9 protein-coding genes are annotated in these 14,321 nt (G+C 45.2%); 2 read left to right on the forward strand and 7 right to left on the reverse strand.

Going from position 1 to position 14,321, the window contains the following annotated elements; genetic code table 11:
• Nucleotides 1-550 precede the first annotated feature (550 nt).
• From rhaA to BLP92_RS08820, 3 genes are all read right to left on the reverse strand, one after another.
• Nucleotides 551-1,804: an L-rhamnose isomerase gene (gene rhaA / locus BLP92_RS08810; protein ID WP_090842579.1), complete on the reverse strand. Its 1,254-nt coding sequence runs from the start codon at nucleotides 1,802-1,804 to the stop codon at nucleotides 551-553.
• Between the two features lie 5 nt (nucleotides 1,805-1,809).
• A complete protein-coding gene (rhaB, locus tag BLP92_RS08815) occupies nucleotides 1,810-3,216 on the reverse strand; it encodes a rhamnulokinase (protein WP_090842580.1) in 1,407 nt (468 codons plus the stop codon).
• 148 nt (nucleotides 3,217-3,364) lie between these two features.
• Nucleotides 3,365-5,446: a bifunctional aldolase/short-chain dehydrogenase gene (locus BLP92_RS08820; RefSeq protein WP_280138088.1), complete on the reverse strand. Its 2,082-nt coding sequence runs from the start codon at nucleotides 5,444-5,446 to the stop codon at nucleotides 3,365-3,367.
• 534 nt (nucleotides 5,447-5,980) lie between these two features.
• Here BLP92_RS08820 and BLP92_RS08825 point away from each other — a divergent pair.
• Entirely contained in the window at nucleotides 5,981-6,760 is a 780-nt protein-coding gene (locus BLP92_RS08825; RefSeq protein WP_090842582.1) for a DeoR/GlpR family DNA-binding transcription regulator, read from the forward strand.
• 184 nt (nucleotides 6,761-6,944) lie between these two features.
• On the opposite strand, the gene adhE is transcribed toward BLP92_RS08825, so the two are convergent.
• From adhE to BLP92_RS08845, 3 genes are all read right to left on the reverse strand, one after another.
• Nucleotides 6,945-9,548, reverse strand: coding sequence for a bifunctional acetaldehyde-CoA/alcohol dehydrogenase (gene adhE / locus BLP92_RS08830; protein WP_090842583.1), 2,604 nt, complete (start codon nucleotides 9,546-9,548; stop codon nucleotides 6,945-6,947).
• A gap of 391 nt (nucleotides 9,549-9,939) precedes the next feature.
• Entirely contained in the window at nucleotides 9,940-10,506 is a 567-nt protein-coding gene (locus BLP92_RS08840; RefSeq protein WP_090842585.1) for an NADPH-dependent FMN reductase, read from the reverse strand.
• A gap of 11 nt (nucleotides 10,507-10,517) precedes the next feature.
• Nucleotides 10,518-11,576 (reverse strand): LLM class flavin-dependent oxidoreductase, encoded by a 1,059-nt coding sequence (locus tag BLP92_RS08845; RefSeq protein WP_090842586.1) that lies wholly within the window; start codon nucleotides 11,574-11,576, stop codon nucleotides 10,518-10,520.
• Between the two features lie 120 nt (nucleotides 11,577-11,696).
• On the opposite strand from BLP92_RS08845, the gene BLP92_RS08850 reads away from it, so the two are divergent.
• On the forward strand, nucleotides 11,697-12,050 hold the full coding sequence (locus BLP92_RS08850; RefSeq protein WP_090842587.1) for a winged helix-turn-helix transcriptional regulator: 354 nt from the start codon (nucleotides 11,697-11,699) through the stop codon (nucleotides 12,048-12,050).
• Between the two features lie 362 nt (nucleotides 12,051-12,412).
• Here the strand turns inward: BLP92_RS08850 and BLP92_RS08855 are convergent, their stop codons facing one another.
• Entirely contained in the window at nucleotides 12,413-14,095 is a 1,683-nt protein-coding gene (locus BLP92_RS08855; protein ID WP_090842588.1) for a methyl-accepting chemotaxis protein, read from the reverse strand.
• Between the last annotated feature and the right edge of the window lie 226 nt (nucleotides 14,096-14,321).

A 14,321-nucleotide genomic window follows, 5' to 3' on the forward strand; every position in this document is an offset into this window, starting at 1 on the left:
ATTAAATTATGTGTGGTGAAATTTATATACTATGAGTAATTACTAGGGAAAATAAATTTTTAAAGAAAAGCAGAAAAATTTTTCGCTTTGAAAGCTGCAAGATTTTGGTGCAATTTTTCGAAAATTTAACGAACATCACTTTAGAAATCATTCTAAATATACGTAAAATAAAAGCAGGATCGGAATGAAAGTCGTTGACTCCTGCGGGATCAGCGCAGCCTGAGCATCCATTCTGACATTGTTTCGCAATGGAAGAATTAGTTGCAGGCAAGCCCTGCGGAAAGCATCCGAATGTAATGGAGTTCATTCACATCGTTCATAAATAAACGCTTTGATAAGAAGAATAAAAATCACTTTTTTAAATATAAATCCTCCATATTTTATAACCTCTGCTTCCAGGAAGGTCCTGTAGGAACTGACTAACAGAATTTTTTATAAACGGATTCCTCTAAACCCAAAACGTGTGCTGTAAATACAGCATAAGCCTCCATCGCAGGAGGGGAAAGCTTTCCCGAAATTCCCGGATAATGGAGGCCTCTGCTGCAGCTGTCTATCTTTTCGAAAGTACGTCTTCTTCATATTGTTTTACATCTTCCAGCCATTTTTCTGCGACTGGCACTTCCATCTTTTCGCAGTAATAATCCCACACTGCTCCGAATGGATATGTTTTGAATTCTTCTAAAAGCGCAAGTCTTTCTGTGTAATTCCCGTCTTCCTGCAACTGCTTTAAATGCTCATGCGGCAGAAGGTGCGCGTAAAGAAGCGCCTTGATCATATTGCGTGTACCGATCGTCCAGGCTGCTATTCTGTTAATGCTTGCATCAAAGAAATCCAGTCCGATGCTTACTTTATCCAGTGCATCGTTGCGGACAATTTCCAATGCAATTTCCTTCAGTTCATCATCCAGTGTCACTACATGGTCGCTGTCCCAGCGTACGGGACGGGACACATGCAGCGCGAGTCGTTCATTGAAAGGAAGCATTGCGGAAATTTTATTGGACACCATTTCTGTTGGATGATAGTGCCCGGTATCCAGTAAACAAAGTTTATCATTTTTCAGCGCATAGCTTAAGTAAAACTCATGTGACCCTACAACAAATGCTTCTGATCCAATACCGAAAAGCTTGCTTTCTACCGCATCCAGATTGTGTGCAGTATCGATTTCCTCGGAGAAAATTTTATCCAGAGAATCCTTCAGCCGCAGCCGCGGCGTCAGCCGGTCACTTGGCGTATCCTTAAAACCGTCCGGAATCCAGATATTTGTGAGTGCCGGAGTCCCTAATTCTTTTCCAAAGTACGCTGCCACCCGGCGGGAAGCTTTGCAGTGTTCAATCCAGAAATTACGGATGTTTTCATCTGCGTGTGCAAGCGTCAGGCCGTCAGCTGCTTTATCGTGGGAAAAAAGCGTTGGATTGAAATCAAGTCCAAGCTCATTTTCTTTTGCCCACTTCACCCATTTTTCGAAATGCTTCGGTTCAATTTGATCACGGTCTATTTCTTCCCCGTCTGTTTCTGCATAAATTGCATGCAGATTAATCCGGTGCTTCCCTGGAATCAGCGAAAGTGCTTTGTCCAGATCTTTACGAAGCTCTTCCCCATTCGTTGCTTTCCCGGGATAGTCTCCTGTAACTTCAATGCCGCCGGAGAGATCGTGCTGTGCTGCTTCAAAGCCTGTCACGTCATCTCCCTGCCAGCAGTGGATCGAAATCGGCACCTCCTGCAGCTTAGAGAAAACATCTTCCAAATTTATATTCCATGCTTCATATTGTTCCTTTGCGAGCTCGAATCTTTTTTCTACGGACATATTCTTCATCCTTCCTCTGGTAAGTACGTGACCAAGGAAAAAGAGTTGGCTGTTACTTCCCGGCCCTTTTCCAAGGAGCTTATCTGTTTCTGTGCAATGAACTGCACGAGTAGATTTCCAATTGCAGTTGCTTCGACAGGACCTGAAATTACCTGCTTTCCGGTAAAGTCTGCCGTCAGCTGGTTCAGCCACTGGTTCTGGCTGCCTCCGCCGATTACATGAATGCGTTCGTACTGCTCTCCGGTCAGCGCTTCAATTTCGTTTACCGTAGATGCATAGGAAGCTGCCAGACTCCGGAAAATACAGCGTGCAAAATCTCCCGGCTCTTCAGGAACTTCTTCCCCTTGTTCACTGCAGCTTTCCTTTATTGCTTCCTTCATGCTTTCCGGACGAAGAAACCGCTCTTCGTTGACGTTTACGATCGTATCAAGCGCGGATTCCTTTGCCAGCTCCACAAATTCAGCGAAGGAGTACTTATCATTATACTCCCGCTTTACTTCCTGAATCATCCAGAGTCCCATAATATTTTTTAAAAAGCGGAAACGGTTTTCCACGCCGCCTTCGTTCGTAAAGTTTTTTTCGCGCGTTTCCTTTGAGATGACCGGTTCTTTTTCTTCCACTCCCATTAAAGACCATGTGCCTGAGCTGATATAAACTGCTTTGTCTTTGATCGGCGCTGCTGCTACGGCAGAAGCTGTATCATGAGTTCCGGGAAAAACGACATTCATCTCAACGCCGAATTCCTCCTGAAGCTCCTCTTTTACAGGACCGAGAGTTTCGCCAGGCTTTCTCAGCTCTGGAAAAAGTGTATGGGGGATGCCGAGCGTATCGAGCGTTCCCTTATCCCATTCTCCGGTTTCTGCGGAAATAAGCTGAGTCGTCGTAGCATTCGTGTATTCCGCGGCCTGCCTGCCGGTAAGCAGAAAGTGCAGGTAATCAGGAATTAACAGCAGTTTTTCTGCTTTTTCCCACAGTTCCGGCTCCTGTTTTTTATGGGCTGCGAGCTGATAAATGGTATTGAAAGGCTGATACTGGATGCCTGTCCGCCGGTATAGTTCTTCCTGCGGCAGGAGTGCGTGCACTTCCTCGATCACTGCTTTTGTTCTTTGGTCTCGGTAAGCGATCGGCTTCATCAGCGGCTGATTTTCTTTATCCAGCAGGACGTAATCCACTGCCCACGTATCGATTCCGATGCTTGCAGGGCGCTCCCCCATCGCAAAGGCCTTACGGATGCCTGTTAAAATTTCCTGGTGCAAATGTTCAATGTCCCAGCATTCATAGCCGTTTTCTTGTATCATTTTATTCTCAAAACGATGTATTTCTTTCGTATTTAACGTGTTGTTTTCAAGAGATCCAAGAATCAACCGTCCACTGGAAGCTCCAATGTCCACTGCCAAACTGGATGAACTCATGTTATTCCTCCTACAAAGATCCCGCAGAGATGCTGCTGATCTTTCAGTTATCTCGTCTGTCCTGCGATAACGTTTTCAAAAAACGCTCCCGTCTGGTAAAAAGCATGCAGTCATTCAGGTTGGTTCCCCGGAATGACTTTGCAGGCTGTTATCTTGTGAAAGCAGCCGGCACGCCGCCATCTACAGTGATCATGCATCCTGTTGTTTTTTCAGATTTGCTTGAAGCAAGGAAAGCGATCGATTCTGCAATATCACGCGGCAGAATGTGCACCCGGAGGATCGTTCTCTTGCGGTAGTGCTCCTCCAGTTCATCCGGATGAATTCCGTAAGCTGCGGCTCTTTCTTCTTTCCAGGCAGAGCTCCAGATTGCGGACCCCTGCAGTACTGCATCCGGAAGCACGGAATTTACGCGGATTCCGTGCTCTCCGCCTTCAGCAGCGAAACATCTTGCCAAATGTGTTTCCATAGCTTTCACCGAGCTGTAAGCCGCGGCGTTCTTACCGGCATAGATGGAGTTCTTGGAGCCGATGAAAATCATGGAACCGCCGGTGTTCTGCTTTTTCATTTGAATAAGCGCTTCTTTCGCCACCAGGAAGTACCCTGTACCAAGTACATCCATATTCAGCTGCCACTCTTTTAAGGAAGTTTCTTCAATCGGATTGGAAGTCGCAAGTCCGGCGTTGTTAACGATAGTATCCACTCCGCCGTAAGCTAATGCAGCTTTTTTATATGCCTCCTGAATCTGTCCTTCGCTCGTTACGTCCATTTGAATAGCAGTAGCTCTTCCCGGGCCGAACGTTTCATTAATTTCTGCAGCGACTTTTTCCGCTCCTTCAAGGTTCAGGTCCGTTACGAGTACGTGTGCGCCTTCCTCTACAAACTTCTTGCACGTTTCACTGCCTATTCCACCCGCGCCGCCTGTCACAAGCGCGACCTTTCGGGAGAATTCCGCTTCTGCCGGTGCAAGAGAAAGCTTATACAGCTCCAGCGGCCAGTATTCAATCTCATAAGACTCATTTTCATTCAGGGAAACAAATTCTCCTAGATACGTAGCACCTTTCATTACCTGTACCGCACGGTTATAAAGTGCACCGCTCACGTTTGCCATCTTCAGGTCTTTACCGGTATTCACCATGCCGAGTCCCGGGATTAAAATAACGCGCGGAGATGGTTCAAACATAACGTCTCCTTCATTCTTGTTGCGTTCGAAATATTCCTGGTATTCTTTTTTATAAGCAGCAATGCTGCTCTTTAATTTTTCTTTTAAATCTTCTGCAGATTCACTCTGTGGATTCCAGTCTACAAATAAAGGAACACGCTTTGTGTGCACGAGATGATCCGGGCAGGCTGCCCCTACCTGGGAAAGCTTTTCAGCATTATTGCTGTTTACAAACGTAAGTACTTCTTCATTATCATCGTAAGTAAGTATCATCGCTTTTTCTTCAAAAACCTGTCCTCGGATAAATGGCATTACGTCAGACAGTACTTCACGTCTTTCCGACTCCTCCAGGGATTGGTATTTCTCCCCGCCGAACGCTTCTTTGCTTTCTCCTGCTTTATTGATGTATGCTTCCGCTTCATTAATAACGTCGATAGTTTTATCATAGCTTTCTTTGGCAGTTTCTCCCCAGACGACAAGGCCGTGCTTCTCCATCAGCACGAGGTCTGCTTTTGGATTTGCTGCCACACCGTCAGCAATCATTTTCGACAGCTTAAAGCCGGGACGGATATAAGGAACCCATACGAAGCGGTCACCGAAAATTTCTTTTGCAATTTCTTTCCCGTTATCCGCACAGGCGATACTGATAATCGCATCCGGGTGCGTGTGATCTACGTGCTTATAAGGAAGGAACGCGTGAAGCAGCGTTTCAATAGAAGAACGCGGGTGGCTGCTGTTGATCATGCAGTGCGACAGGTATGCAACCATATCCTCATCGCTCATATCTTCTCTTTCTTTTAAAGGAGCAATATCATCGAGCTTCAGGCCGGTAAAGTTATGGCTTCCCATTGTAGCCAGGTCCGAGCCGCTTCCTTTTACCCACATTACCTCTACATCTCTGCCGCGGAAATCTTTTTCTGTTGTCTTAATAGAAGTATTTCCGCCGCCAAAGTTACAGACTGCTCTGTCGGAACCGATCAAGTTGGAGCGGTAAACAAGCTCATCTAATTTTGTGTTTAACTTGCTGCTTTCTTCTGCATTCCATAAATTTTTAACCATATGAACCTCCAGCGAATTATTTTTGATATATCCACATTATAATCTTTTAAATTTTTGTTTTCAACATTTTTATTTGTTTACAAAATAAATGCCGCAGGATATGATAAATGTATAAAAACGTTTACAATACTGGTAAGTTTGAATGTGTGTGGGAATTTTATCAGTGATTACAATCAGGAAATCAAAAATTACTGTGACAGGTCCTTTATACAGCTGTGTTTTCACCAGAAGCTTTCACTCGGCTGGTTGTTCCTATTCGATCATCTTCCCTTTGACTATGCTGGATCAGCCCAGGCTAAAATGAAAACCACTACAGCTTACAGACATAACGCTTTTATACCGATTAGTAATATAATTGTATTTCCTCTCAGTCATTTAAGAAGACGTATTTAAAAGTATATTTTCCGTTCTAAAGAAACACTCCTCTTTCCAAAAAAATAAATAAACACCAGCTGAAATGTGTTTTCTTACGGGAGTTTTTGTATAATTAATAAATAGATATAAAGAATTTATTCGTGTTTACCAAATATAAAAGGAGATGCAGCGATGCTGAATGTAGAATCGAAAGTAGATCGACGGCATAAAAACATTATTAAAGAATTGAAGAAACATGGAAAAGTAAAGGTCGGGGAGCTCAGTAAGTCCTTATCGGTAACAGACGAAACGATCCGCCGCGACCTGGAGTTTTTGGAAAATCAAAAAGTGTTAATTCGAACGCGCGGCGGAGCAGTGCAGTCTGCTTCTGAGGGGTTTGAAGTGCCCTCCATGGAACGGGAACAGAAGCACCTGGAAGAAAAAGAAGCAATTGCAAGGCAGGCACTGGAGCTTGTAGAAGAAGGGGAAATTATTGCCATTGATGCCAGCACCACTTCTCTGCAGCTGGCAAAACTGCTTCCAAATATGTCTTTGACAGTCATCACAAATTCCATCCATGTCTCTATTGAGCTAGCCAAAAAAGAGCAGATCACTGTAATTTTAACCGGAGGGTATCTTCGCAAAGAATCGATGTCGCTCGTGGGCATCACCTCCGATAAAATTATCAATGACTACCATGTGAACACGTTCTTTATGTCCTGTACTGCGATCGATGCATCATGGGGAGTAAGCGACAGCCACGAAATGCAGGCAAGAACGAAGCAGCGTATTGCGGAGCTTGCCGATAAGATTGTGGTGCTGGCAGATCATACAAAATTTGAACAGCGATCGCTGGTAAAATGGATCAACCTGGACGAAGTGGATACAATTATCTCCACTAATGATCTGGAAGATTCTCTTGCAGAAAAATATGAACAGAAAGTAAAACATTTTTTGAGAGTAGCCCTTTGAAATTTTCAAGTTAAATGAGACACGGAGATAACTTCTGCAGATAAATTAATTCCGATGTTCTTGATAAGTGCAGCTCCTTTTCCTGTTTAGACTGCTTTTGTATAACATCGGGCTTCCCGATACATGTAAGAGCGAGAATCATAAAAAGCACCCCGAAAGCTGAGCTCCCGGGGTGCTTTTTTTCTTATACGCCTTTGTAGGCTGCGCGGTAAATATCTGCAAGTTCTGTAATTAAAGGAAGCCTTGGATTGGCGGGAGTGCACTGATCTTCGAATGCACGGTCCGCCATCATATCCACTTTTGCTTCAAATTCTTTTTTATCAACGCCGCATGCTGCAAAGCTCATTGGAATGTTCAGCTCTTTCGCAAGCTTGGTGACAGCGTTGGCAAGACTTTCCACGCCTTCCGCCGGAGTTGCTGCCGGCAGGCCGAGCAGCTTCGCGAGCTCTGCATAGCGCTTGTCTGCAATAAAGTGGCTGTACTTAGGAAACGCAGTGAACTTCGTTGGCTTGGAGCCGTTGTAGCGGATTACGTGCGGCAGCAGGATTGCGTTTGTGCGGCCATGTGCAATATGGAACTCTGCCCCCATTTTGTGCGCCAGGCTGTGATTGATTCCAAGGAACGCATTTGCAAAAGCCATGCCCGCCATCGTAGAAGCATTGTGCATTTTTTCTCTTGCAAGTTCGTTGTTTTCATCCCGGTAGGACTGCGGCAGATATTCAAATACAAGCTGGACTGCTTTCATTGCCAGTCCATCTGTATAATCATTTGCCATAATGGAAACATATGCTTCGATCGCATGTGTGAGTACGTCCATTCCGGTATCCGCTGTGACAGTCGGCGGTACGGATTTTACGTAGACCGGGTCAATAATTGCCACGTCCGGTGTGAGTTCATAGTCAGCAATTGGATACTTCACATTGTTTTCTTTATCCGTGATTACTGCAAAAGAAGTCACCTCAGAGCCAGTACCGGAAGTCGTCGGAATCGCTACAAACTGCGCTTTATTTCCAAGCTTCGGATGCTTGAAAACTCTCTTTCTGATATCCAGGAACTTCTGTTTTAAGTCATGGAACTCCAGGTCCGGATGCTCATAGAATGCCCACATTCCTTTGGCTGCATCCATCGCAGAACCGCCGCCGAGAGTGATAATGACATCCGGCTCAAAATCAGTCATCGCTTTTGCACCGGTCATCACTGTTTCTACAGATGGATCCGGCTCCACATCCGCAAAGATCTGGTAACTTACTTTTTCCTTACGCTTGTTCAGATAATGCACCACGCGGTCCACGTATCCCATCTTCACCATCATCTGGTCCGTTACAATCATTGCCCGGGAAATATTCGGCATTTTCTCGAGATATTTTGTAGAGTTTTTCTCGAAATATACTTTCCCGGGAACCTTGAACCACTGCATATTGTTTCTTCTCTTGCCGATTTTTTTAATATTCAGCAGATTGACCGTTCCTACGTTCTGGGAAACAAAGTTCCTTCCGTAGGAGCCGCAGCCGAGTGTGAGAGACGGCAGGTACCCGTTGTAAATGTCTCCGATTGCTCCCTGGGAAGATGGGCAGTTGTTGATTACCCGGCCTGCTTTTAAACGTAAGCCGAACCCTTCGACGATATCCATGTTATTGGAATGAATAACCGCAGAGTGCCCTAGTCCGCCAAAGGCAAGCATTTCCTCCGAGCGCTGGAAGCCTTCTTCAAAATTCTTTACTTTATAGCATGCGAGCACCGGGCTGAGCTTTTCGCGGGACAACGGAGATTCCGGTCCAACTGTCTTCAGTTCTGCAATGAGAATTTTTGTTTCGGGATGTACTTCCACTCCGGCAAGCTTTGCAATTTCAAAAGCAGGCTTTCCAACAATCTGCGCGTTGACGGCGCAGCTTTCTTCATTAATGACAAGCTTTTCTACCTTCTGCCTTTCCGCATCTGTGAGGAAGTAACAGTTGTTTGCAATCAGTTCCAGCTTTGTTGCTTCGTAAATTTCTTCGTCGATAATGACAGCCTGTTCAGAAGCACAGATCATGCCGTTATCAAATGTTTTTGAGAGAATCAGGTCATTCACTGCCTGCTCGATGTCTGCACTCCGCTCAATGTAGCACGGTACATTTCCCGGACCGACACCGAGTGCCGGCTTTCCAGTAGAATACGCTGCTTTCACCATGCCCGCGCCGCCTGTAGCGAGTACGAGCGCCACGCCTGGGTGATTCATCAGCTGCTGGGTCGCTTCAACAGATGGCTTTTCAATCCACTGAATACAGTCCTTTGGTGCCCCTGCCCTTACGGCAGCCTTATACATAATTTCTGCAGCTTTCGCAGAACATTTCTGCGCAGATGGATGGAACGCAAAGATAATTGGGTTACGCGTTTTAATAGATATGAGCGCCTTAAACATAGTAGTAGAAGTTGGGTTCGTTACCGGTGTTACTCCGGCAACAACACCTACCGGCTCTGCAATTTCAATCGTTTCTTCATACTCATTTTCGTAAAGAATTCCGACTGTTTTATCATGCTTGATCGTATTATGCACGTATTCTGTGGCAAACATATTTTTAATAATCTTATCTTCATAGACACCGCGCTTTGTTTCTTCCACTGCCATTTTTGCGAGCGGCATATGCTGATCCACGCCTGCCATCGCCATTTCTTTGACTACCTTGTCTACCTGGGCCTGGTCAAACTCACGGAATGCCTCTGCTGCTATGTTCGCTCTTTCCACCAGCTGCTGCACTTCACTTACTGATTCTTTTGCTTTTTTAAGCTTTTTCTCTTCTACTGCCATGTTAATCACTCCTTCATTCATATTGTGAAATATTTCACATGATAAGTTAAAAAAATAAGAGCGGCAATCAACTTGTTTACACCTTTATTGTAGACGGACTTTACCTAAAAGAAAAGCATTAATTTGTGAAATATTTCACAATATTGCAGGTAACGCTTTCATTATGGCGGAATTATGAATAAAAACTGATTATTCTGATTTTAATAACGGGAAGTTACTATCCGCAGGCTTGCTGTACCGAACTTTATGTTTGGATCTTTTCGATTTGTCTTCAACAAGTCCAAGCAGTCTTATCATAGAAAGTACAGCAATTTTATTTGTGCCAGGTGGAAATAAAATTGTTCCCAAATAAAAAAAGAGGCCTGTGACAGCCTCTTCCACGGTATCTCTATTAAAAATCATACTGTGCTTCTTTTTCTTCCCGGATCTTCGTAAAAGTTTCCGTGAGCACTACCGTGTCTTCCGCCAGACGGTCAATCCGGTCGAGAATATCATTGTTCTTTATTTCCTTGCGGTAGAAATCTTCTTCTTCAATAAAGACGTACGTCTGTACCAGCTGTGCCTTCATATAGGCAAGGATAGGTTTCAGCTGTAAATCTGCGATCAGATAATGCTTCGGTGATCCCGCCGTAACGATCATGCTGACAACTTTATCACGGAACGCATTGACCGGCAGCAGATCAAAAATATTTTTTAACGTTGCCGGGATGGAAGCCTGAAAAATAGGTGTGCCGATCACGATAGCATCTGCTTCCATTAGCTCTTTTGTAACGTAGCCGGTGTCTCCTTCATACTCCAGATAATTGCGCCCGTCACTGAACTGCATCTCGTATTCCGCTAAATCAATTAAGTTAGTTTCTACGTCCGGATACTTGTCCTTTAAAGATTTCATCGCCGCATCCACTGCGGTTCTCGTCTTTGAACCGACCTGAGAGCCGGATAGTCCAATAATCTTCATGTGCGCGCCTCCTATTTCTTTTTCGTATATTTTTTCACTGCCGGCAGTATTTCAGAGCCGATCAGATCCAGGTTTTTCTTAATATTATCCATCGGCATGCCGCCGAAATCAATCTGGGCAATATAGCGCTGATGCCCGAATACTTCGTGCTGATGCAATATTTTTTCAATGATCTGCTTCGGGCTGCCGATGTTCATAATATTATGCGGATCAACGCCCTGTGCGAAGTGCTGCTTCGGAAAGCCTGCACCGTTTGTGCGTTTCATTCCTTCATTAATGTGAGGATACAGTTCTTTCAAGGCCTGCTGGGAGTTTTCCGCAGCATAGAAAAAACCTGCAGTCGCCACCGGAAGCTCGTCCGGGTTATGCCCGCCTTCTCTGGCTGCCTCCCGGTATGCATCAATGGTACGTTTAAATACTGCGGATGCTCCGCCTAAGTGGGCCATAAACATTGGCACCCCTGCATATCCTGCTTTCATTGCACTCGCCGGTGTCCCGCCGACCGCACGCCAGATCGGCAGAGATCCTTCCATCGGGCGCGGCAGTACTTTCGCATTTCTTAACGGCGCTCTGAATTCCCCGCTCCAGTTGACTACTTCTTCTTCATTGATCTGACGGAGCAGATCGAATTTTTCCTCAAATAATGCTTCGTAGTCGCGCACGTTATAACCTAGCAGTTCAAACAATCCTATCCGCGAAGCTCGTCCGGCTACAATTTCCGCACGCCCCTTCGAGATGAGATCGATCGTTGCAAAGTTTTCATAGACTCTAACCGGATCAGAGGTACTGATAATTGTGGAAGAGCTCGCAATTTTAATTTTTTCCGTTGCCTGGGCAATCGCAGCAAGTACCACTGCATGCGCCTGCGTGGCAAAGAATTCCTGGTGGCTTTCTCCCACGCTGAAGAAATCAAGCCCCGCCTGCTCTGCAAGCGTTGCATATTCGACCAGGTCATGAATTCGTTCCTGTGCGGAGATTCTTTCGCCGGTTGCCGGATCAGGAAGGTGATCTCCGAGTGTATAAATTCCAAATTCCAATCCGTCATCCGGATTGATTCTATATTTCTGCATGTAAAATTCCACCTTTCTATTTGTTGTTCCTGATGCTATTATAATTAGTATCTCACAAATTGATAAGTACGCACTTTTAAGTGCTATAGTATACAAAAAGATACTAAAGGAGGAAACAGCATGGAAAAGAAACCGGAAAACTGCCGGGTTGAAAATGCGCTCGGCATTCTTGTCGGAAAATGGAAGCCGATTATACTCCTATACCTGCTGCAGGAAGGAACGAAACGCTTCAGTGAATTGAAGCGCAGCATGCCGGGCATCACGCAGAAAATGCTCACGAAGCAGCTTCGTGAACTGGAGGAGGAAGATATCATCGAGCGGGTCGTGTATCCGCAGGTGCCGCCGAAAGTAGAGTATTCGATTACTGAATATGGCCGCAGTCTCGAGCCGATTTTAGAAGCAATGCACGAATGGGGCACGAACCACGCCCTCCATAAAGTGACGAAGGAAAAAGACCAGCAGAAAAGTTCATAGAAAAAAGGAGTGCCTGTGAGCTGCAGCACTCCTTTTTTGTGGTCTGGGGCGGGGTCATGAGGCGATTCATTTTTAAGACACCCGAATTCATCGGCAGTTAATCCCAGTCGCAGGATTTATTACTGCGGATGTTGATTTACTCTTATTTAAAAAGATTTACTGCTCGCCAACTCAGATTTACTCATGTTGCCTAAGCATTCACTCTCAAGTAAGACCTTTACTCTCACGCTGGACCATTTTACTCATTTTTAAAACAGCAAAAAGCATTAATTCACCTTTCAAACACTCGAATTCATTTTTAACAAGCGAATTATATTCGCAAACGGAAAAGGACTGACAGCATGCCGTCAGTCCTCTCCACCTTATACTTTAAATTTAAGCACGAGTTCATTCAGTTCTTCTGCCATCTTCGCCAATTCTTCAGAGCTCGCCGTAACTTCCTGCATGGAGCTGCTCGCCTGCTGTGCGGAGGCGGACGTCTGCTCGACGCCTGCCGCGGATTCTTCAGAAACGGCTGCAATTTCTTCCACCGTTGCATTCATTTCCTGGCTGTTGGAAGCCATGGTCGCCAGGCTGCTCGTAATCCCCTGGATACCGCTGCTCATTTCCTTGACCGCCTGGTTGATGCTGTGGAACGTGGCGCCCGTTGTTTCCGCCTGCTTCGTTCCTTTTTCTACTTCCTGATAGCCGCCTTCGAGCGACTGGACCACTCCTGCAGATTCCTCCTGCATGTCACCGACGATTCCTGTAATATCGACGACAGAAGTGCTTACCTGCTCTGCCAGTTTTCGCACTTCGTCCGCAACCACCGCAAAGCCTTTTCCGTGCTCGCCTGCTCTTGCTGCTTCAATAGCAGCATTCAGCGCCAATAGATTTGTCTGCTCGGCAATTTCATTAATCACCCCGACCAGCTTGGAAATTTTCTGCGACTGTTTATCGAGGCCGCTTACTTTCTGCACTGCATCTTTTACAATGCCGTCAATATTTTTCATTTGAGCCACCGTCTGTTCCATCAAGGCAGTTCCTTCTTCCGTCAGTGAAACTACTTTCTCTGAAGATCGGTGGATTTCTTCCCCTTTAGTGTTCGCTCCCTGCATTTCCACCGCGAATGTTTCCATGCCGGAAGCGAGATCGCCCGCGTTATTTGCCTGCGTTTCTGAACCAGAAGCAACCTCCTGCATTGCGACTGCGATCTGCTCAGACCCTGCTTTCACTTCTCCCGCCGACTGGGTAAGTTCTTCACTCTGGCTGGATAAATTTCCGGAAGCAGTGGATACATTCTGAATAAGGCCTTTTAAATTATCCTGCATTTTATTCATGCTCTGCACAAGATCTCCAATTTCATCTTTTCGCTTCACCCGCATGGGAGCCACAGTTAAGTCCCCCTGCGCAATTGTACGAAGCTGACTGGATACTTTCCCGAGCGGCTTTCCGAGCGAGCGGCCCATCAGCAGTGCAATCCCCACAGCCGAAGCAATTGCTACTAAACTAAGGACGATAATGATCAGCCGGGTCCATTCATAGCTGCTCGTATTTTCATTGTTTAATCTTTCTGCAATCGTCTGGTTAATCTCTCGGAGTTCTCCCAGCGCTTCCGAAGATGCCTGAAAAGGTCCTCCCCCCTGCAGGAGGCCCATCTGTGCTCCTTCAAAATTTTCAAGCTCAATTAATATAATGTTATTGCGAACGATCGCTGTAAAAGCCTCCCACTCCGTCTGAAATGTTTCGAAAATTTCCTGTTCCTCTGCATTATTTATGTGTGCTTCATACGCAGTAATATATGTATTAATTTCTTCCAGATTGCTTTCAGCAGCTTCTGTAAAAGCTGGATTTTCATTCAGTACAGAAGTTACCATCTGCACCCGTGTATTTTCTGCAAGCTGCACGATGGACGCTAACTCATTCAGCGGAGTGACACGGTTCTCGTACATTCTGCTGCTATTGTCATTCATTGCCTGCAGACTATACACCGAGTAAGCCCCCAGCCCCAGCAGTATTGCAACAATTACCAAATACGATACTAGCAGTTTCCTTTGTACATTCATTCACAAACAACCTCTCAAGAATATTTGATATATGAAAAAGCCGTCCTAATCAACCAGTGTCGCGTCTATACAAGAGCCGGAAATATATTCCGCCCAGTTATATTGAAGTTATTTTTATAGGAACAGCGAATTACGTAGTTCTATTAGTATAGTAATTTATATTCATATACAAAGCAATAGAAAATTATAAAAATTTTACATATTGGAGGAATGTACAACCACTTTT

Source organism: Alkalicoccus daliensis (genome assembly GCF_900103955.1).
GTDB classification, from domain to species: Bacteria; Bacillota; Bacilli; order Bacillales; family Salisediminibacteriaceae; genus Alkalicoccus; species Alkalicoccus daliensis.

What these genes read in the sequence shown, in the direction of transcription:
- adhE (WP_090842583.1), bottom strand. Translation starts at nt 9,548, where the DNA reads ATGGCAGTAGAAGAGAAAAAGCTTAAAAAAGCAAAAGAATCAGTAAGT.
- BLP92_RS08840 (WP_090842585.1), bottom strand. Translation starts at nt 10,506, where the DNA reads ATGAAGATTATTGGACTATCCGGCTCTCAGGTCGGTTCAAAGACGAGA.
- rhaA (WP_090842579.1), bottom strand. Translation starts at nt 1,804, where the DNA reads ATGTCCGTAGAAAAAAGATTCGAGCTCGCAAAGGAACAATATGAAGCA.
- BLP92_RS08845 (WP_090842586.1), bottom strand. Translation starts at nt 11,576, where the DNA reads ATGCAGAAATATAGAATCAATCCGGATGACGGATTGGAATTTGGAATT.
- rhaB (WP_090842580.1), bottom strand. Translation starts at nt 3,216, where the DNA reads ATGAGTTCATCCAGTTTGGCAGTGGACATTGGAGCTTCCAGTGGACGG.
- BLP92_RS08825 (WP_090842582.1), top strand. Translation starts at nt 5,981, where the DNA reads ATGCTGAATGTAGAATCGAAAGTAGATCGACGGCATAAAAACATTATT.
- BLP92_RS08855 (WP_090842588.1), bottom strand. Translation starts at nt 14,095, where the DNA reads ATGAATGTACAAAGGAAACTGCTAGTATCGTATTTGGTAATTGTTGCA.
- BLP92_RS08850 (WP_090842587.1), top strand. Translation starts at nt 11,697, where the DNA reads ATGGAAAAGAAACCGGAAAACTGCCGGGTTGAAAATGCGCTCGGCATT.